Consider the following 19725-nt stretch of genomic DNA (forward strand, 5'->3'; position numbering starts at 1 on the left):
GCGTCATGCCTCCGCCGCGAGGACCATGTCCGCCGCGGGCCGCTCGAAGAGCGCGCGGAGGACACGTCCTGTCGCGGTCGCGCGTCGCGCCACGGCTTCGGGAGCTCCCTCGGCCACGACACGACCGCCGCCCTTGCCGCCCTCGGGTCCGAGCTCGATCACGTGATCGGCGGCCGCGATCACGGCGGGGTGATGCTCGATGATCAGCAGCGAGTGGCCACGTTGCACGAGACGATCGAGGACGTTCACGAGGCGCGCCACGTCGGAGAGATGCAGGCCCGTGGTGGGTTCGTCGAGCACGTAGAGCGTGGGCTTGGCGCGCGAGCCGCTGCAGAGCTCGTCGGCCAGCTTGAGGCGCTGCGCCTCGCCGCCCGAGAGCGTGTGCGAGCCCTGGCCGAGCCGGAGATACCCCACGCCGAGATCACACATGGTGGCGAGCGGCTCGCGGATCTTCGGGTGCGCCGCGAAGAGCTCGGCCGCCTCCTCGGCCGTACGGAGCAGGACATCGCCGATCGACATGCCGAGGTAACGTACGTCGAGCGTGGCCGGCTCGAAACGTGTTCCGCCGCAAGCCTCGCAGGTCGTGACGACGTCGGGCAAGAACGACATCTCGTGCGAGATGACCCCCTGCCCTTCGCACACCTCGCAGCGACCGCCCTTCGCCGTGTTGAACGAGAACCGCGCGGGGTCGTAGCCGCGCATCTTCGCGTCGGGCGTCGCGGCGAAGAGCTTGCGGACCTCGTCCCAGACGCCGAGGAAGGTGGCCGGGATCGAGCGCGGCGTGCGGCCGATGGGTGATTGATCCACGGCGACGGCGCGCGCGAGCGAGGGCGGCAGGTGGAGCGCGTCGTGCGGCCCGGGATCGGGTCCCGCGAGGCCGAGGGCGTGGCGCACGGCGGGGTAAAGCACGTGACGGACGAGCGTGCTCTTCCCGGAGCCAGAGACGCCGGCGACGACGGTCATGCGCCCGAGCGGAACACGCAACGCGTCGACGCGGAGGTTGTGCGCGCGCGCGCCTTCGATCTCCAGGAACTCGTCGGCAGGGCCGAGCCGCGTGCGGGCCGAGGCGAGCGCGCGCTCGCCGGAGAGGGCCTTCGCGGTGGGCGAGTTTGCCGTGCGAAGCACCTCGGAGGGCGTCCCCTGGGCCACGATGCGGCCGCCGCCGCGCCCGCCGGTGGGGCCGAGATCGATGAGGTAATCCGCGGCGCGGATGGTGTCCGCGTCGTGCTCGACCATGAGCACGGTGCTGCCCATGCTCGCGAGCTTGCGGAGGTTGTCGAGCAGCCGATGCGTGTCGCGCGGGTGCAGGCCGATCGTGGGCTCGTCGAGCACGTAGAGCGCGCCCGTGAGGCCGCTGCCGAGCTGCGCGGCGAGGCGGAGCCGCTGCATCTCGCCGCCGGAGAGCGTGGCCGCGCGGCGATCGAGCGCGAGGTAGCCGAGGCCGACCTCCTCGACGAACGCGAGCCTCCGCGCGAGCTCACGGTGTGGCGCCTCGGCGACGAGCGCGCGTTCGCCCTCGAAGTGAAGCGCCTTTGCCCAACGCACGGCCTCGGACACCGAGCGCGCGGTCGCCTCGTGGTACCGATCGCCGGCAAGGCGCACCGAACGCGGGACGGGCGCGAGGCGCGAGCCGCCGCACGCGGTGCACGGCTCGTTCGAGGCGTCGCTGAGATCGGCGCCTTCGCTTCCGCCGAGCACGCCCGTCCCCTCGCAGGCCTCGCAGCGGCCTTGCTTGGTGTTGAACGAGAACCAGCGCGGATCGAGCTCGGGCACGCCCGCTCCGCAACGAGGGCAGGTGCGCGTGGTGGAGAGCAGCTCTTCCTGCCCGCGCGAATTGACGAGCTTGAGCGAGCCCTTGCCGAAGGTGAGCGCGCGGTCGAACGTGGCGCGATCGAGGCCGTCGAGCTTGCCCTCGTGGATCACGAGATCGATCGAGTGCTCGCGCCGTTTGTCGAGGCGCGGCGGATCGTCCGTGTTTGCCCGCGCGCCGTCGACGATCGCCTCCGTGATGCCCGCGCGCGCCGCGGCCGTGAAGACGTCGAGGTACGTGCCCTTGCGCGCGACGACCGCGGGCGCGAGGAGCGTGCGCGTGCCCCGCGTGGCGAGCAGCGCGCGGTACACCTCGTCGGGCGCGCGCGCGGTGATGGGGACGTCGCACGTCGGGCAGTGCGGATCGCCCACCTTGGCGAAGAGGAGCCGCAGGTAGTGGGCGATCTCGGTGACGGTCGCGACCGTCGAGTTCGACCCCGATCGCGTCGTACGCTGCTCGAGCGCGATCGCAGGCGGCACGCCCGTGACGCGATCGACGTCGGGGCGCGGCATCGAGGGGAGGAACTGGCGCGCGTACGGCGTGAGCGTCTCCAGGAAGCGCCGTTGTCCCTCGGCGAAGACGACGTCGAACGCGAGCGTGCTCTTGCCCGATCCGCTCGGCCCCGTGACGACGACGATCTGGCCGTGCGGGATCGACGTGCAGACCTCCGCGAGGTTGTGCTCGCGCGCGTGCACGATCTCGATCGCCGACGGCGCGGGCGGATAGGCCGATTTTCCTCGGCGCGACGCGTCTCCGTTCGCCTTCTCCTTCCGCCGCGATGACGACGGCGGCGACGATGGTTTCGCGAGGTGCGCCGCGAGCGCGCGTCCCGTGCGCGTGCTCGTGCGCGCGACCTCCTCGGGTGTCCCCTCGGCGACGATTTTCCCGCCGTCGCTGCCCGCGCCCGGGCCGAGATCCACGACCCAGTCGGCGGCCGCGATCACGTCGAGATCGTGATCGACGACGATGACGCTCCCGCCGCCGCGTACGAGGTCCCGCATGGCCTGGTTCAGCAGCAGCACCTCTTCCGCGTGCAGACCCGCGCTCGGCTCGTCGAGCAGGAAGAGCGAGCCCGCCGTCCGTTCGCCGAGAGCGCGCGCGAGCTTGAGCCGCTGCGCCTCACCGCCGGAGAGCGTCGAGAGCGGCTGGCCCAGCGCGAGGTAGCCGAGGCCGAGACGCGCGAGCGGCCCGAGCGCGCGCACGATCGTCGGCTCGCGCGCGAAGATCTCGAGCGCCTCGTCGATCGACAGCGCGAGCACGTCGGCCACGGAGCGGCCGTCCACCTTGACCGCCAGCACCTCGTCACGGAAGCGTTTGCCTTGACAGACCGGGCACGTCAACGAGACGTCGGCGAGGAACTGCATCTCGATCGTCTCGGCGCCCTCGCCCGCGCACGACTCGCACCGCCCGAGCGCGACGTTGAACGAGAAATGCCCCGCCGTGAGCTTTCGCGCGGCCGCCTCGGGCTCCGCGGCGAACTTCTGGCGGATGCGGTTCCACGCGCCCGTGTACGTCGCGGGGTTGCCGCGCGAGGTGCGGCCGAGCGGGGCTTGATCGACGAGCGTGACGACCTTGACCCCGCTCGTGCCTTCGATCTTCTTGTGCGGTCCCGCGGGCTCGATGTCCTTGTAGCCGCGGGCCCGCGCGAGGGCGCGGTAGAGCACGTCCTCCACGAGCGTGCTCTTGCCGGATCCGCTCGCGCCCGTCACGCACACGACCTGCCCGAGCGGCAAGCGCGTGCTGACGTCCTTCAAGTTGTTCGCGCGCGCCCCCACGATGGCGATCGATCCACGCGCCGCAGGACGCTCGTCTGAAGGCGCGACGCTCGCCGCGCCTCGCGCGAGAGCGCGCCCCGTGGGCAGGTCGGTCCTTCGCGTGAGCTCCGCCGGCGCGCCGTCGAACACCACGCGACCGCCCTGCTTGCCCGCGCCGGGGCCGAGCTCGACCACGCGATCCGAGGCCCGGATCACGAGCGGCTCGTGCTCGATCACCACCACGACGTTCCCGCGCGCCGCGAGCTCGCGCATCGCCTCGATGAGCGGCGGGATGTCGCTCGCGTGCAGCCCCACCGTCGGCTCGTCGAGCACGAACAGCGCGCCCGTGAGCGACGTCCCGAGCGCGCCCGTCAACGTCACGCGTTGCGCCTCACCGCCCGAGAGCGTGCGCGCTTGCCGATCGAGCGTCAGGTACCCGAGCCCCACGCGCTCCAGGTACGAGAGCCGCTGCGCGAGCTCCTTCCGCGCGATCTCCCCCTGCCCCGTCGTCGCCTTCAAGCGCTCGAGCAGCGCGCGCGCCTCGCGCAGCTCGAGCCCGTGCCAGCTCGCGAGATCGAGCCCGCCCACGCGGTAGAGCAAGGACTCCGGCGAGAGGCGCTTGCCGTCGCACGTCGCGCACGGATCGTAGGAGCGGTACCGCGCGAGCAGCACGCGGATGTGCATCTTGTACGTGCGCGTCTCCAGCCACTTGAACCACGCGCGCACGCCGGGGTACCTGTCACCGCGGAAGCTGCCCTCGCCGTCGAGCACCTGCGCGCGCTGCGCCTCGGTGAGCTCCTTCCACGGCACGTCGAGCGGGATGCCCTTCTTCTCGCAGAACTTCTTGAGGACCTTCCGCTCCCACGACGTGCTCGACCCCGTCCACGGCCGGATCGCCCCGCCTTCGAGGGTCTTCTCGTCGTCGGGGATCACCTTGCCCCAGTCGACGCCGATCGTTCGGCCAAACCCGCGGCACCCCGGGCACGCGCCGATCGGAGACTGGTACGAGAACAGGCCCGGCCGCGCGGCGTCGAAGCTCCGCGCGCACGACGGGCAGGCGAGCCCCCGCGGCACGAGCACGCGCCGCCCCGCGCCGTTCGCGCCCGAGCCGCCGACGTAGAGCGCCACGCCTCCCTCGGCCCGCTGCCACGCCTCCTCGATCGCCGATCCGAGGCGCCGCGCGTCCCGCGCGCCGATCTTCACGCGGTCGACGATCACCTCGACCCCGCCGCCCGCGCCGAGCGCGTCGCTCGGCCCGACCTCGTCGATGTCGCGCACCTCGCCGCGCACGAGCAGACGCCGGTAGCCCGCTTCGAGCAGCGTCTCGCGCACGTCGAGCAGCTCCTCGGTGCCGGCGACGGGCACGCGGTACGTGACGAGCGCGGTCGATCCCTCGTGGCTCTCCACGGCCTTCGACGCGGCCGTCACCGCGTCGACGCGGACCGCCGGAACCTGGCACGTGGGGCACACGGGCGTGGCCTCGCGGGCGAACACGGCCGACAGGTACGGCTCGAGATCGGCCATCGTGGCGACCGTGGAGCGCGAGCTCTTCACGGGCGCGCGGCGATCGACGGCCACGCCCGCGGCGACCGGATCGAGCTCGTCGATCGGCGGACGCTCGAGCCGCTCCAGGAACTGCCGCGCGTACGGGCTGAAGCTCTCCACGAAGCGGCGTTGCCCTTCCGAGTAGAGCGTATCGAGCGCGAGGGAGGACTTTCCCGCGCCGGAGACGCCCGTGAAGCAAACGAGCTGCCCGGGCACGAGCTCGAGGTCGATGCCCTGGAGGTTGTGGGTGCGCGCGCCGCGGATGCGGATGGGTTGCATGGCTTCGCTCTCTGCGGTGAGGGGTGATGCGGAAAGACTCGGACAGAGGCGCGGGCGTACTAGCACGACGCGCGGGTTTGTCGCGGAACGGATGCGCGTCCGCCTATGGACGCAGGACGCACGGCGCGCTAGCCCTACGCGAGCGTCTGCCTGGAGAGCAGCTCTTCGGGCGGCGCTTGGCCGTAGCGACAGCGATCAAAGGTGTCAACCACGTGAGCGGGAAAGAAGCGAGCGACGAGAAGCTCATCGTCCGAAACCGGAGGGCCGGCTTCGAGTACGAGCTCGGCGACCGCTTCGAGGCCGGGATCGTGCTCGTCGGCAGCGAGGTCAAGATGCTGCGCGACGGAAAGGCCGACCTCTCCGACGCGTGGTGCGCGATCATGAACGGCGAGGCGTTCCTGCACGGCATGCTGATCCCGGAGATGCCCGGCGCCGCGTTCGGTCACGTCGCGAAGCGGTCGCGCAAGCTCCTCTTGCACGGCGCGGAGATCGATCAGATCCGCAAGGCCGTGGAGCGCGACGGCATGACGGTCGCGGCCACGCGGCTCTACTTCAAGAAGGGGCGCGCGAAGGTCGAGCTCGCGCTGGCGAAGGGCAAGAAGCAGGCGGACAAACGCGAGACGGTCAAGCAACGCGAGGCCGAACGGGAAGCCCGCGCCGCGATGGGCCGGGGCCGCCGAGCGGAGTGAACATGCCGCACCTGACACTCGTGAAAGGTGGCTCTGCCGATCTCGTGGCCCTCGACGGCGATCGGGTGAGCCTTCGATCCACCGAAGCTTTCGCGCCGGGAGCGCCGCTCGCCGGCAACCTGGCGACGAGCTCGCTCGTGCGCGTGAAGGTGCACCGCTGCCGAAGGCAGGACGACGCGTTCCTGGTCGAAGGCCGCCTCGTCGACGCGACGCGGCGCCTTCGCGAGGAGCTCTCCGCCCTGCTCGCGCCCCCGGCAGGCGGGGGCTCGGGCGACGCGGGCTCGTCGTAACCGTCGCCGCAAAATCCTGGACCAACGCCGTCGCCGTGCGTGTCGGATCGAGGTTTTTCGTGTCCACCTGGGTTCTGTATTCCAGACCCATGAACAAATGTAAAGCTGCTCCTCGATCCCGCGGCATTTCCTGGGCTTTGCGTCGCCTGGCTGACGGCATTGCCCGATCCGACGGCCCCCCCTAGGCTCTGAAGATATGAAGATCGCGTCGCGCCCCCGGGTCATCATTCGCCGTTGCCCCACCTACGACGTCGAGCAGATCCGCCGGATCGTTCGGGAGGGGCTCGAGGAGCTGGATCTCCGGCCGCACGGCCGCACGCTGGTCAAGCCGAACTGCGTCGCGTCGGGCCCGTCGTTCCCGCACGCGTACACGCGGCCGGAGTTCCTGGAGGGCGTGCTGCGCGCCTTGCAGGACCGTGACGACGGCCGCGTGAAGGAGCTCGCCCTGGGCGAGCGCTGCGGCATCACGCTCCCCACGCGCATGAGCTTCGAGGGCGCGGGCTACTACCCGATGCTCAAGCGCACCGGCGTGAAGCACTACCACTTCGAGGAGGAGCCGCAGGTCGAGATCCGACTCTCGCACAAGGAGCGGCTGCGCGACTACCTCTTCACGCCCGAGCCCGTCGCGAAGGCCGACTTCTTCGTCAACTGCCCCAAGTTCAAGAGCCACCCCTGGACCACCGTGACGTTCTCCATGAAGAACTACATCGGCATCCAGGACGATCGGCACCGCCTCATCGACCACGACCACCGGCTCGACGAGAAGATTGCGGACCTCCAGTACATCGTCCAGCCGCAGTTCATTGCCATCGACGCGATCGTCGCCGGCGAGGGCCGCATGCTCACGCCCATCCCGCGCAAGCTCGGGCTCGTCATCATGGGCAACTCGCAGGCCGCGTTCGACGCGCTCTGCTGTCGCATCATCGGCGTCGATCCGTACGCGGTCGATCACCTCCGCCTCGCGTCCGAGCGTGGCTTCGGCTCGCTCGATCTCGACGCGCTGGAGATCAGCGGCGACGTGACGCTCGAAGAGGCGAAGGCGATGGCCAAGGGCTTCAAGGTCGGCCTCGTGCGCGTCGAGAAGTACTTCGAGGGCTCGCACATCACCGCGTACGCCGGCCCGCCGCCGGAGCCGGAGCGCACCGACTACTGCTGGGGCGGTTGTCCGGGCGCGCTCGAGGAGGCCATCGAGATCCTGCGGCTCTACGACGAGCAGTGCGACGAGAAGCTGCCACGCATGCACATCGTCTTCGGGGCCTACGAAGGGAAGATCGACGCGGCGCCGGGCGAGCGCGTCGTGTTCATCGGCGACTGCGCGAAGTGGTCGGGCAACCTCCACGGCCGCCTCGTGAACGTCGAGAGCCTCTACAAGGACCGCGCCCACAAGGACCCGTACCACGCCAAACACGACGACATCTTCGCGAAGGCAGTGACCGTGATGCGGAAGATGGCGACCACGGATCCGAGCGAGCCGCTGCGCCTCGAAGGCTGCCCCGTCAGCGTGGCCGAGCAGGTGCTCACGCTCGTCGAGCTCGGCAAGACGAAGAACCCGTACCTCTCGCCCGCCGACGCCGTGAGCTTCAGCAAGGGCTACCTCGGCTGGCGAGGCAAGTCGCTCGTCCAGCGCCTCTCCGGCAAGCCCTACCAGATCCACGGGCCCTGCGAGCGCGGGCAAGCCGCGCCCGAGGTCTCGCCGCCTACGCTTCCGGACGCAGAGTAACGTCGAAGAGCACCTCGACCTCGTCGCGGATCCGGAACGCGCCGAGCGGCCCCTTCACCTCGCGAAGGCCGAGCCGCTTCATCGAAAGCGCGGTGCGTCCGGAGACACGCGTGCGGCCCGCTTCCTCCGTCACGCGCAGCGAGATCGGCAGTGAGAGCCGACCCCTCGAAGCCTCGACCGTCACCTCCGCACGATCCCGTGACGTGCCCTTCGCGTGGACACGCACCTCCTTCGTCCCCGGGAACACCTCTTCGCGGATCTTTCGCTCGATGTCCGAGCGATCCGAGATCGAGAGCGCCGACGTGTCGACGCGCTCTCCATGCAGCGTCCCCACGACCTGCAGCGCGGCGACAGGCACGACGAGCTCCGCGGAAAAACCCTCGCCTTCGAGCGTGGCTCGACCGGAGAACGCCGACGCCGTGATCTCGAGATCATGCGCGAGGCGCGCCAGCATCCCGCTCGCGCGGGTGTGGACGAGAATCTTGGAGGACGAACGATCGACGATCAGCGCGGACGAACTCACTCGCGACACCTCAGCGCGGCGAACACTGGAAGCAGCATCGCCATGAGCAGGAGAGCCACGGAGCTCTGCGGCTGCGAGAGCCCGAGCGGGCCCTCACCGCCGAGCAGGTTGCGTCCGTGCGCCCGTGGCAGGAGCGCCGCGAAGAGGCCCGCGCCGCTGCCGAAGAGGAAGTCGAGGACGAGCGGCACGACGCGGCCGCGGCCGCGTTCGAGGAACGTCGCGCCGAACGCGAACCAGCCGCCGTACGCGGCGCCGGCGAGGGCGCCGATCCAGCCGCTCGTGAAGGCATCCCGCGCGAACGGCGGCGCCGCGGCCGACTGCGCGGACGCGACGGCGACGATGGCGAGCAGCGCAGAGCTCACGGCCGAAGCGATCACGAGCGCCACGCCGATCCCGAGCGCGACGTCGCGACGAGAAGCGCCGTACCGCGCGACGGGCCAGGCCGCATCACGCAGCTTCGAGCGATCACATGCGCGCGCCGCGAGCGCGAAGCAAAAGAGCGGGACGACGATGCGAAACGTCGCGGCGAGCGAACGATCGACCGCGGCGGCCGTGGTCACGCGGCGCTCGATGATCCCGCCGGCGAGCGCGAGCGCGAGCGCGAGGCTCGCCGTGAGCACGACGCCGCGCCCCATGAGCCTGCGAGCGCCCATCGCGGCCCCGAGCGAGATGCCTGCGAAGGCGCTCGCGCCGCGAGGCAACGTGGCCTCCGGTCGATGTTGCGACGTCATGATCCTCCCCGTGGTTCGCCGGGATCCCCCGGTTTTTCTGCGACGTCGGTCGTGACGGGAGGCGCCTCCGCGGGCGGCGCCTCGCTCGGAACGGCCTGGACCGCCTCTGGCGCGACGGGCGCGAGGGCCCCCGGCACCCGCGCGCTCCTCGCGGCCGGGAGCGCGCCCCTTGGCCTCTGCGCGAGCCCAGCGGCGCGGCGGAACGTCAAGAGCGCCTCGGCCGCGGCGCGCACCTGCACGATGCCGGGCGACGCCGGCGCGACGGCTTCGATCACGACGCCTGCTTCCACCGCGGCGTCCGTGAGCGCGAGCGCGCAGGCGTCGAGGTCCTCCCCGGACAAACGCAGCTCCGCGGCCTGCGGATGCGGCCCCGCCACCTCGCTCCACGCGACGGCTCGCACCTCCGGTCGATCGGCGAGCAAGCGCGCGAGCACGCGCACCGGCGATCGTTCGCTCGCATCGTCCGCGGGCCGCACCCACGCGACGAGCGCGGGCTCGCCGCCGGGCAGAGGCTCCGCGGCGTCGGCCTCTCCGAGCACGATCCCCTTGTGCAGCACGAGGACCCGATCCCCGAGAGCGCGCGCATCCGCGGGCGAGGACGTCGTCACGACGACACACGCGCCGCCGAGCGCGAGCTCGCGGATCCGCTCGCGCACGAGGCCGAGCAGGTTGAGCGCGACGTCGGAGAGCGGCTCGTGCAGCGAAACGAGGAGCGGCGACGGCGTGGTGAGCGCGAGCGCGAGCTCCACCGCGCGCGCCTCGGCGAACGAGAGAGAGCGCGGCTCCCGACGCGCGAGGTGACCGAGGCCGAACGGATCGAGCACGTCGCTGGCGCGTGCCAAAGGCTCGCCGCGCGCCTTCCGCGAGAGCGCGACGCACGCCTCGACCGTGCGCGCATCCGGGAGCGTAGGCTCCGCGGCGAGCGCGCCGATCCGGGCCCGCAGCAAAGGCGAACGCGCGGGCGATTGTCCTTCGATCAGGACACGTCCATGCAAGGGAGCGCGTGCCCCCGAGATCACCTCGGAGAGCGCGAGCGTGCCGTCCTCGGGCGCACCCAGGATGGCGAACACCCCTGCGCCGAGCGCGAGGTTCAGACTTGCGAGGCTCCCGCGGGAAGCCCCCCGCGGCGCCGCCGCATCACGCGCATGGACGCCTTCGAGCAAAAGCCGCGGCGGCGGCATCATGGGCGAACGCGGCATCGTCATGCGCCTGCTCCGCCGCGGCCTGCGTCGACGAGGAGCGAGAGCAGCGCGGAGAGAGCGCCCGGGATCGAGTACGAGCCGCGCCCCGCGAGCTCCGCCAGCATCCACGGCACGATCACGATCGCGGCGAGCAGGACCCTCCCGCGGCGCCCGCCCATGCGCGCCGCGAACGCGGCGATCGTCCCGAGCGTGGCTCCGGCGACCGCCGAAAAAACGAACAGCCCGAGCGCGAACACGACCCTGCGCATCGCCATCGATCCGGAGCTCGACAGCGCGACCGTCACGAGCGCGAGCCCGACGAGCGGCAGCCCGATCGCCCTGGCGATCTGCACCATCGACGCGACCCACCGCACGACGTGCAGGCTCTGCGCGTGCAAGCCATGCGTCGCAGCGAGCGCCTCGATCCCGGCCTCGCGATCCTCCGCGGTCCGATCACTCGCCGCGGCGAGCGTCGTCGGCGCCGCCGCGACCAGCGTGATCGACGCGGCCCCGAGCCCGACGAGCCCTTCGAGCGGCGCGCTCGTTCCTTCCGCGACGCGGAGCACGATCGCGAGGCTCGCGAACGACGCGCCGAGCAGCGCTCCGCCGACGAGGCCGATGCGCGAGAGCATCGTGCGTCCGAGCCGGGTCCGGGACAACGCGACCGCGGCGAGCAAGCGCCTCCTGCGACGCCCACGAGGCGGCCCGGGAGTGCGGCGCGCGGCGGGCGCACCGGTGAGGCTCGGGGGAGTCGACGTCGTCACGATGGTTTCGAGGGTGAACGAGAAGAGCTTGCGTGCCCGCTGCCCTTTCGCGCGGGCGGCGGCAAGGATATCCTGTACGCAGTCCAGTGCTTGACCTGAAAATCCGCCGGGGGCGATGGGCTTCTGTTCTCGGGCTCTTGCTAGCGGGGGGTGCGCTCGGCGTCGCCTGCACGCCCGACTCCGGCATCGATCGGCCCACGGGTGCGTCCAGCAGCGGCACCGGCGGCGCGGGCGGCGCGGGCGGTGATGCCGGCGCCTCCTCCAGCTCGAGCGCGTCGAGCAGTTCGTCGTCCTCGTCCAGCGGGAGCGGCGGCGTCGGCGGCGAAGGTGCCGCCGGCGGAGCAGGCGGCGCGGGCGGCGCTGGTGGCGCCGGCGGCGCGGGTGGCACGGGCGGCGGCCCCCCCATGAGCAACTGCCCGCCCGACGCGGATTTCGACGGCATTTCCGACGACGTCGAAGGCAAGGACCAGGGCGTCGACACGGATGGAGACGGCACGCCCGACTACCTCGACACGGACAGCGACAACGACTCGCTCCCCGACGCGCTCGAAGGTCAAACGGCCTCGGTAGGCTGCGCGTACCCGCAGAACTCCGATGGCACCGCGCCGCCCGATTTCCGCGACACGGACAGCGACGACAACGGCTTGCCCGACGCGCTCGAGATCTACCCCGACCAGACGCCTTACGATCCGCAGAAGCCCGCGCCGAACCCCGCGGACACGGACGGCGACGGCGTCCCCGACTACGCCGATCCGGACAACGACGACGACTCGCTGCCGGACATCGTCGAGCTCGCGATGGGCGTCGCCATCAACACGGACGGCGACGCGCTGCCCGATCTGTGCGACGCCGACAGCGACAACGACACGATCGGCGACGCCTTCGAAGGGTTCGCCGATCCCGACGGCGATGGCAAGCCCGCGTTCCGCGACAACGACAGCGACGCGGATGGGCTCTCCGACTTCTGCGAGGCCGGGCCGCTGCACATGGTCGCGGATCCGCCGCCCGACGCCGACAGCGACGGCAAGTACGACTTCCTCGACCTCGACGCCGACGCCGACGGCATCCTCGACAAGGACGAAGACAAAGACCTCGACTGCCTGCTCGATCCGCTCGAGACCGATCGCACGAAGGCCGACACGGACGGCGACGGCACCTCGGATCTGATCGAACGCGAGCTCGGCTCGGATCCGCGCGATCCGTTCGTCACGCCCGGCACGCTCGGCAAGTTCTACTTCGTGTTGCCCTACCTCGGCGCGCCTTCGCCGGCCGAGAACATCGTTCCGCTTCGTACGAACTTGAACCAGGGCGACGTCGCTTTCCTCGTCGACACGACGGCGACGATGGGCGGCGAGATCCAGAACCTCAAGAGCAACCTCGGCGCGATCATCACCAAGCTGAAGGCGTCGATCCCCGACCTCGCCGTCGGCATCGCGGGCTTCGACGACTTCCCGACGGGCACGTACGGCACGATCGGCGTCGATCAGCCGTTCTACGTCGCGGGCGCCTCGGGGTACGTGAGCACCGTCCTCGCGGACAACCTCGCGGCGGTCCTCTCGCTCAACGTGCACGACGGCGGCGACGGCCCGGAGTCACACATCGCCGCGATGTACCGCGCGCTCACCGACGCCTACCTCCTCTGGCCGGGCGGTCAGCTCACGCCCGCGGGTGCGCCCGCCGGTCGTTATGGATCGCTGCGCTTCCGCGACGGCGCGCTCCCGATCCTCGTGCCGATCACCGACGCCCCGTTCCACAACGGCCGGCGCTCCCTCGACGCGAGCAACCTCCACGATGCCTATGACTTCAACGGCCAGCCCCCCTTCCCCACGCCCACGGTCGACACGCTCGTCAGCACGATGAAGCAGCGCGGCGCGCGGCTCATCGGCATCTCCTCGTCGAACGGCGTGCGCATGGGCGGCGATCCGTACGAGGACCTCGCGTACATCGCCGATCAGACGAACTCGCTCGTCCCGCCCTCCGCGTTCGGCGGCATGCAGTGCGGCACGGGCCCGAACGGCGCGTTCATCGTCCCCGACGGGCCGGCGACCTCGGACAACCCCGGCGGGACCTGCCGCCTCATCTTCGACATCAGCACCGACGGCAGCGGCCTCAACGACATCACCCTCGACAACGGGATCAAGGCCCTCCTCAAGTCGATCCGCTTCGACATCCGCGCCCTCGCCACCGCGAGCCTCGCCGATCCCATCGACTCGGTGGACACGTTCGTCACGCAGATCTCGGTCAACGCGCCGGGCGGCAACGACGCGGCCGAGCCCGGCGTGCCGTGCTTCTCGCTGAACGCCGTCCAGCAGCTCAAGGACGTCTGGTCGGGCGCGAAGGGCCTCGTGAAGGCGCAGGACGGCGTGAACGAGACCGCCCTCGGGATCGTTCCTGGTCAAAAGATCTGCTTCAAGATCGTGCCCACGCCGAACACGACGATCCCGCAGAACGCGACCGCGCAGATCTTCAAGGCCACGCTCACGGTCAAGGCGCAGAACGGCATCGCGCCCTCGGAGCTCCTGCTCGGCGCGCCCATGGAGATCCTCTTCCTCGTCCCGCCCGCGCCGCAGTGACCTTCACCAGGTGGGCTCTTTCTTGCCCTTGCGCTTCTTCTTGCGCTCCTTGTTCCCGATCCCGATCTTCCCCCACTCGTACGACACGCGCCTGCGGAACGCGCCGTTGTCGTCGCCCCCGTAGACGAAGAGCTCTCGCGACGTCTCCGTCTCGCCCACCGTCGGCTGCCAGAGCTCGGTCGGCACGAAGGCCATCGAGACCGGCGCGTCGAAGCGCATGCGCGCCACGACGACCCCGCAGTGCGCGTGATCCACGGCCTTCACGCAGCCGCCGCCGAGCACGAGCTCCTCGTTGCCCAGCGGATGCCACGTCCAGATCCGTTCGACCTCGAATTGATCGTCGGCCTTCCTCTTCTTCACGGCGCGGATCTCGTCCGGCACGAGCGGCGCGAGCGCGCGCGCGAGCTCGGGCTTCGTGTCCGCGGGGTGGAACATGAGCGGCGCGCCGCGGCTCACGTTGAGCACCACCTCGAAGCTGTTGGGCTCGCCCGCGCAGCAGCGGAAGCCCACGTCGGCGCGGCGCGTCTCCGCTCGCACGCCGCGGCCGTTCGCGCACCGGCCCACGAGCTCGCCCTGCGGCGCGTTCCCGCCGCGCGTCGTCCCGAGGTTCGTCTTGGTCGCGTCGCGGCGCCACTGGCTCGCGGTCCACTGCCACACGCCGCCGTGCAGATCGTGGACGCCGAACGCGCTCTTGCATCCCGCGTTCACGCCGTTCGGCACGAGCGTCCGTATCGAGCCCGTCATGCACGTCGTCGGCCTGTACGTGTCGCCGTACGGGTACGTCGCGTTCTGCGGACCCTTGCACGCGCGCTCCCACTCGAGCTCCGTGCAGAGCCGCTTCTGCTGGGCCGCGCAGAGCTCGGCGGCCTCGGCCTGCGTCACGTTCGTCGTGGGGATCGCGCCGGGCTCGTTCGGGTACGGGTAGAGGTCGATGTAGAAGCCCGACATCACGACCTGCTCGCCCGCCATCTCCTCGTCGGGGACACGCGGCAGCTTCTCGGGCGGCGTGCCTGCGATGAGCGATCCGGGCGGGATCCAGGCCATCCCCGTACGCGGCTCGGGCTCTCGATCCGCCGTCACCCACGGCGGTTCGGCTTCCTCGCCCGCGTCGGTCGGCTCGGGCGCGAGCTTCTTGCCTTCACAGCCGAGCGCGAGCAGGGCGGCGGCGACGAGGACCCTCTTCACGTCGGCTCGTGTTCGCGCTCCCGGAGCCCGAGCTCCTTCATCTTGAGCTGCAGGCCCTTGCGCGAAATCTTGAGCAACCGCGCCGCGTGCGTCACGTTGCCCTGCGTCTGCTTGAGCGCGCGCACGATGAGATCCCGTTCGAGCCGGCTCATCGCGGCCTTCACCTGCTCCTTCAGGCCGTCCGAGATCGACCCCGTCTCGCCTTGCTGCGGATCGGGCGACGACGGCGAAGGCGCGCGCGCGCCCTCTGGAGACGAAGGCGCGCTCGCCGCCGCAGCGCCTACCAGCGCCACGTTCGAACGAACCTCCTCCGAGAGATCTTCGAGCCGGATGCGTGCGCCGTCCGCGAAGAGCACCGCGCGCTCGATCACGTTCTCGAGCTCGCGGATGTTCCCCGGCCAGCCGTGGGACGAGAGACGCTCGAGCGCGTCCGGCTCGACGCCCTCGATGTTCTTGCGCAGCCGCGCGTTGAACTTCGCGATGAAGTACGACACGAGCGGCGGGATGTCCGTCCTGCGCTCGCGCAGCGCGGGCAGCGCGATCGACACCACGTTGAGGCGATAGAACAGGTCCTCGCGGAACGAGCCCGCGCCGATCTCGCGCTTCAAGTCGCGGTTCGTCGCGGCCACGAGCCGCACGTCGACGCGGATCGTCTTGATGCCGCCCACGCGTTCGAACTCGCTCTCCTGGAGCACGCGCAGGAGCTTCACCTGCATCTCGTTCGGGATCTCGCCGATCTCGTCGAGGAAGAGCGTCCCGCCCGACGCGAGCTCGAAGCGGCCCGGCTTCGAGGCGACGGCGCCCGTGAACGCGCCTCGCTCGTAGCCGAAGAGCTCCGACTCCATCAGGTCCTTCGGGATCGCGGCGCAGTTCACCTTGATGAAGGGCCTGTCGCGCCGGCTCGAGTTTTCGTGCAGCGCCCGCGCCACGAGCTCCTTGCCCGTCCCGCTCTCGCCCGTGATGAGCACCGTCGTGGGCGTATCCGCGACGCGCTCGATGATCGCGTAGAGGTCGTGGATCGGCTGGCTCTCGCCGATGATGCCGAAGCGCGCGGTGCCCTCGCGCGGGGACGCGGAGACGGCGATGTCGCGCGAGGCGTCGGCGCTCGCGAGGTCGCGCGTGCGCAGCGCCTTGCGGACCACGAGGCGCACCTCGTGCTGGTCGAAGGGCTTCGTGATGTAGTCGAAGGCGCCGGTCTTCAGGGCCTCGACGGCGTTGTCGACCGTCCCGTGCGCCGTCAACATGACCACGGGGCGCGTCGGATCGTCCCGCATGGCGGCGCGGAGCAGATCCATCCCGTCCACCTTGGGCATCCGGAGGTCGGTGATCACGAGGTCGATGTGGTGCTCCTTGAGGAAGGCGAGGGCTTCCTCCCCGTCCTCGGCGGTGTGCACCTCGTAGCCGTCCCGACCGAGCTGCGCGCTGAGCACGCGGCGCAGGTTCGCCTCGTCGTCCACGACCAGGATCTGCTTCTTTTCAGGTAGCACGCGGCGAGGTTACCAGAGCCCGGGGCGCGGGGGGGATCGGCCGCAGAGGCCCGGGATCGGGCGGGGCGGGACGTGGCCGGGGGGCCGAAGGGGGCGGTTTCCGGGGGGGGCCGAGGGGGGAAGAGCCGGGATCGGCGGCATCCTGCTCACCGTGTGCGCGCTTTTTTTCGCGGACGGCGGTCCATGCCATTATGCTCGGTACGAAGGACGAATACCGCATGTGGGGAACGCGCGCGCAGGGGGTATCTCTGGTCGGGCTCGTCGTCGGGGTGACCCTGGCGACGGGCATGGCCATGGCCGATGGCCCGCAGAATCCGTTCGCCGGGAAGTGCAACCGGACGGCTACGGAAGAGGACGTCGAAGGCGCCAAGGGCGCCCACAAGGCAGCTAGGCAGTTTTACGAGCGTGGCGAGTACGCACGCGCGATCCAGTACTGGCGGGATGTCTTCAACCTCGACTGCAACGCAGTCGGCACGCTGCTGAACATCGCCAACGCGTACGAGAAGCTCGGCGATCGCCAGAACGCGATCTTCGCGCTCGAGGCATACCTCGAGCGCGCGCCGGACGCGCCGGACGCGGCGAAGATCCAGACGCGCGTGAAGAACCTGAAGGATCTTCAGCAGAGCCAGGCGCCCACGGCCTCCGCGTCGGCGACGACGCCTCCGCCTCCCGCGAGCTCGGCGCGCCCCGAGCTCCCGCCGCCTCCCCCCGTCAAACCCTTCGGCATCGCGCCGTGGATCACGGTCGGCGTCGGCGGCGCGGCGCTCATCGCGGGCGCGATCCTCTTGCCGGTGGGCCTCGGCAACGTGAGCGGCTCCCACGGGGGAGACGGCGGCTGCTACGAGGTGCTCAACAACAACCCGCCCCAGGACGTGCTGGATAGCCAGTCGCCCGCGCTCTACACCCAGTACCTCAAGGCGCAGACCGGTACGGGGAAGTGGTGGTGCCCGACCAAGGACAAGTACGACCAGGCCGTCCTTGGACAAACGCAGACCCTCATCGGCAAGATCGCGCTCGGCGTCGGCGGCGCGGCGGTCGCGGGCGGGCTCGTGTGGGAGCTGCTCTTCAACAAGCCCGTGCCGCAGGACGAGCAGAAGGCGAGCCGCGTGCACGTCACGCCGACCGTCGGCCCCGGCATGAGCGGCGTCCTCGTCCACGGTTCGTTCTAAACGAACCCCTTGGCCCTCAAACGGGCTCTCGATCCCCCCAAGGCATCTCGCGCTCCAGGATCGGCGGCGGCAGCGTCGCCCCGATCCCGGTCGCGATCTGCTCGACGAGCTCGTGGAAGATCACAGCGCTCGCGCCGTAGAGCACGCACGCGTCGAGCCGGAAGTGCGGCATCAAGATCTCCGCGCCGTTCCACGGGACGATCACCCCGCCCCGCGGCGTCTCCCCGCGCAGGTACGCGCCGAGCGGTAGCTCGAGGACGCGCGCGATCTCCCCGGAGCGCACCTCCGGCGCGAGCGCCTCGTTCACGGCCACGACGTACGGGTGGATCAAGTACCGGCCGTTGTACGTCGGCGTCGGCGTGAGCTCGCCGAGCCGCGTGATCCCCTCCCCCGCGAGCCCGACTTCCTCGTCCATCTCGCGCAGCGCGGTCGCGTAGAGATCCACGTCGCCCGGCTCTCGCTTGCCGCCGGGGAAGGCGACCTGGCTCGCGTGCTCGCGGAGCTCGGCCGATCGCAGGATCGCGATCACCACGGGATCGGGCGTGAAGCGGATCGGGATCGCGACGGCCGCGGCGCGCGCGTTCGTCTGCAGCATCGAGATCCAGGGGCTGTCCTTCGCCGGCAAACCGGCGAGGGAGCGGCGAACGTCGTCAGGGGAGAGCCGCATGCTTCGAGGGAGATACCTCAAAGGAGCGAAGCCGTCCCGCGGCGGTCAATCGTTCTTGGCCTCGCTCTTCACGACGCCCGGGAGCGTCGCGCCTCGCGCGCGGGCCACGTCCATGACCTGATCGAGGCCCGCCGACAGAAACGAGAACAAGCTGCCATCGGTCGTCGTGACGTTGACGCGATCGAACGAGGCGCGGAACGCGTTCGCGATCGAGGGCAAGGTCTCGGTCAGCATGATCTCTTGCAAGCGCGCCTCGCCGAGCTCCGGCACGCTGCGCTTCTTCGACTCGATGTCGGCCTCGAGCTCGGCCGCGGCCCGGCGCGTCTCGAGCGCGATGCGCGCCTCGGCCTGCTCGGCCTCGGCCCGCTCGCGGGCGCGCGTGAGCTCCTCCTCGTGGGCCCTCCGCGCGAGGGCCTGCTTGTGCTCGAGCGCTTCCATCTCGCGCTTGCGCTCGGCCGCGATGCGCGCCTCCTCCTCGGTCATGATCGCGCGCCGCGCATCCTCGGCCGCGCGCTTGCGCTCGAACGCGAGCCGGTTCTCCTCCACCGCGACCTCCTCTTTCGCGCGCAGCGCCTCGAGCGCGAGTTTCTCGCGATACGGCGCCTGGAGCCGCGTGAAGACCTCCTGCGAGAGCACCTTCACGTCCTGGATCTCGATCGTGTCGATCACGACGCCCCAGCCCGCGCTCGTCCCATCCTGCAGGCTGCCCTCGCCCGCGAGCACCGGCGCGATCTCGTCCATCAGCGCAGCCGCGACGCGCTCCTTGCGGTGGGTGATGCACTCTTCGAGGCGCAAGCCCGCGACGATGCGCCGCGTGGCGCCGACGAACATCTCACGCAGGATGTCGGTGAGCCCATCACGATCCCGATCGATCATCCGATACGCGAGCAGCGGCTCGACGATGCGATAAACCGCAAGTCCCGTCACCTCCACGCCAGCCTTCTCCAGCGTCACCTGATCAGCGCGGAACTGGAGCTTCTGGATGGTGGTAGGGATCAACGTGACGCTGTCCGAAGGCCACTTGAAGACGCTCACGCCTTGACCCGAGCGCTTCACCTTCCCGTCGCGGATCAAGATGAGAAACTCGTGCGGCTCTGAAGTGACACGGCCAAAGTTCGGGATCGTTCGCATGTCACCGCAAAGGAGCAATCACCGCGCCAGCGCCGAGATCACGCACTTTCAGTCACTTGCGAGGCGCCCCGGCGCGCAGCGCGCTCCATTCCGGCGCGCGGCGATCCGTTTCGGAGCGCGGAGCGGGGCGTCGCCCCGCACCCCAGCAGGGGGCTGTCCGCCCCCTGCACCCCGGACCAGGCACGGCCTGGACCGAAGGCCGAGAAACCGCGCGATGCGCGGTTTCT

Annotated in this window: 14 protein-coding genes; 5 read left to right on the forward strand and 9 right to left on the reverse strand. The window is 70.6% G+C overall.

Going from position 1 to position 19725, the window contains the following annotated elements:
• Window positions 1–3: 3 nt before the first annotated feature.
• Entirely contained in the window at window positions 4–5388 is a 5385-nt protein-coding gene (gene uvrA, locus QHF83_RS19740; protein WP_282419421.1) for an excinuclease ABC subunit UvrA, read from the reverse strand.
• 212 nt (window positions 5389–5600) lie between these two features.
• Here uvrA and smpB point away from each other — a divergent pair, with 212 nt between their 5' ends.
• The 3 genes from smpB to QHF83_RS19755 all read left to right on the forward strand — a co-directional run bounded on the left by smpB (window position 5601) and on the right by QHF83_RS19755 (window position 8087).
• Window positions 5601–6077: an SsrA-binding protein SmpB gene (smpB, locus tag QHF83_RS19745; protein ID WP_282419422.1), complete on the forward strand. Its 477-nt coding sequence runs from the start codon at window positions 5601–5603 to the stop codon at window positions 6075–6077.
• A gap of 2 nt (window positions 6078–6079) precedes the next feature.
• Complete coding sequence (locus tag QHF83_RS19750; protein ID WP_282419423.1) at window positions 6080–6367, forward strand: hypothetical protein; 288 nt, start codon at window positions 6080–6082, stop codon at window positions 6365–6367.
• A 196-nt stretch (window positions 6368–6563) separates the two neighbouring features.
• A complete protein-coding gene (locus QHF83_RS19755) occupies window positions 6564–8087 on the forward strand; it encodes a DUF362 domain-containing protein (RefSeq protein WP_282419424.1) in 1524 nt (507 codons plus the stop codon).
• On the opposite strand, the gene QHF83_RS19760 is transcribed toward QHF83_RS19755, so the two are convergent.
• From QHF83_RS19760 to QHF83_RS19775, 4 genes are read right to left on the reverse strand one after another with little or no spacing between them, the layout of a single operon-like run.
• The gene (locus tag QHF83_RS19760) at window positions 8065–8610 is read right to left on the reverse strand and encodes a hypothetical protein (RefSeq protein WP_282419425.1); all 546 of its coding nucleotides are present in this window, start codon (window positions 8608–8610) and stop codon (window positions 8065–8067) included. The two genes, QHF83_RS19755 and QHF83_RS19760, sit on opposite strands and share 23 nt — an antisense overlap.
• Window positions 8607–9341: a hypothetical protein gene (locus QHF83_RS19765; protein WP_282419426.1), complete on the reverse strand. Its 735-nt coding sequence runs from the start codon at window positions 9339–9341 to the stop codon at window positions 8607–8609. The genes QHF83_RS19760 and QHF83_RS19765 overlap by 4 nt, the downstream gene beginning before the upstream one ends.
• The gene (locus QHF83_RS19770) at window positions 9338–10546 is read right to left on the reverse strand and encodes an ATP-binding cassette domain-containing protein (protein WP_282419427.1); all 1209 of its coding nucleotides are present in this window, start codon (window positions 10544–10546) and stop codon (window positions 9338–9340) included. Before QHF83_RS19770 ends, QHF83_RS19765 begins: the two co-directional genes overlap by 4 nt.
• Window positions 10543–11154 (reverse strand): hypothetical protein, encoded by a 612-nt coding sequence (locus QHF83_RS19775; RefSeq protein ID WP_282419428.1) that lies wholly within the window; start codon window positions 11152–11154, stop codon window positions 10543–10545. Before QHF83_RS19775 ends, QHF83_RS19770 begins: the two co-directional genes overlap by 4 nt.
• 269 nt (window positions 11155–11423) lie before the next feature.
• Between QHF83_RS19775 and QHF83_RS19780 the strand changes: the two genes are divergently transcribed.
• A complete protein-coding gene (locus QHF83_RS19780; protein ID WP_282419429.1) occupies window positions 11424–13859 on the forward strand; it encodes a hypothetical protein in 2436 nt (811 codons plus the stop codon).
• Window positions 13860–13862: 3 nt separating this feature from the next.
• On the opposite strand, the gene QHF83_RS19785 is transcribed toward QHF83_RS19780, so the two are convergent.
• The gene (locus QHF83_RS19785) at window positions 13863–15044 is read right to left on the reverse strand and encodes a formylglycine-generating enzyme family protein (protein ID WP_282419430.1); all 1182 of its coding nucleotides are present in this window, start codon (window positions 15042–15044) and stop codon (window positions 13863–13865) included.
• On the reverse strand, window positions 15041–16531 hold the full coding sequence (locus QHF83_RS19790; protein ID WP_282419431.1) for a sigma-54 dependent transcriptional regulator: 1491 nt from the start codon (window positions 16529–16531) through the stop codon (window positions 15041–15043). Before QHF83_RS19790 ends, QHF83_RS19785 begins: the two co-directional genes overlap by 4 nt.
• Window positions 16532–16749: 218 nt before the next feature.
• Between QHF83_RS19790 and QHF83_RS19795 the strand changes: the two genes are divergently transcribed.
• Window positions 16750–17700 carry a tetratricopeptide repeat protein gene (locus tag QHF83_RS19795; protein WP_282419432.1) on the forward strand — a complete coding sequence of 317 codons (951 nt, stop codon included), beginning with the start codon at window positions 16750–16752 and terminating at the stop codon, window positions 17698–17700.
• A 16-nt stretch (window positions 17701–17716) separates the two neighbouring features.
• On the opposite strand, the gene QHF83_RS19800 is transcribed toward QHF83_RS19795, so the two are convergent.
• Window positions 17717–18367 carry a CoA pyrophosphatase gene (locus QHF83_RS19800; RefSeq protein WP_282419433.1) on the reverse strand — a complete coding sequence of 217 codons (651 nt, stop codon included), beginning with the start codon at window positions 18365–18367 and terminating at the stop codon, window positions 17717–17719.
• Window positions 18368–18412: 45 nt separating this feature from the next.
• Window positions 18413–19498: an SPFH domain-containing protein gene (locus tag QHF83_RS19805; RefSeq protein ID WP_282419434.1), complete on the reverse strand. Its 1086-nt coding sequence runs from the start codon at window positions 19496–19498 to the stop codon at window positions 18413–18415.
• Window positions 19499–19725: the final 227 nt, after the last annotated feature.

Origin of the sequence: Polyangium sp. 15x6, from assembly GCF_029960785.1 — a bacterium.
Taxonomy (GTDB): domain Bacteria; phylum Myxococcota_A; class Polyangia; order Polyangiales; family Polyangiaceae; genus Polyangium.

Coding starts and splice junctions, on each gene's coding strand:
- uvrA (WP_282419421.1), bottom strand. CDS start 5,388: ATGCAACCCATCCGCATCCGCGGCGCGCGCACCCACAACCTCCAGGGC.
- QHF83_RS19750 (WP_282419423.1), top strand. CDS start 6,080: ATGCCGCACCTGACACTCGTGAAAGGTGGCTCTGCCGATCTCGTGGCC.
- QHF83_RS19755 (WP_282419424.1), top strand. CDS start 6,564: ATGAAGATCGCGTCGCGCCCCCGGGTCATCATTCGCCGTTGCCCCACC.
- QHF83_RS19765 (WP_282419426.1), bottom strand. CDS start 9,341: ATGACGTCGCAACATCGACCGGAGGCCACGTTGCCTCGCGGCGCGAGC.
- QHF83_RS19770 (WP_282419427.1), bottom strand. CDS start 10,546: ATGACGATGCCGCGTTCGCCCATGATGCCGCCGCCGCGGCTTTTGCTC.
- QHF83_RS19775 (WP_282419428.1), bottom strand. CDS start 11,154: ATGCTCTCGCGCATCGGCCTCGTCGGCGGAGCGCTGCTCGGCGCGTCG.
- QHF83_RS19795 (WP_282419432.1), top strand. CDS start 16,750: ATGTGGGGAACGCGCGCGCAGGGGGTATCTCTGGTCGGGCTCGTCGTC.
- QHF83_RS19800 (WP_282419433.1), bottom strand. CDS start 18,367: ATGCGGCTCTCCCCTGACGACGTTCGCCGCTCCCTCGCCGGTTTGCCG.
- QHF83_RS19805 (WP_282419434.1), bottom strand. CDS start 19,498: ATGCGAACGATCCCGAACTTTGGCCGTGTCACTTCAGAGCCGCACGAG.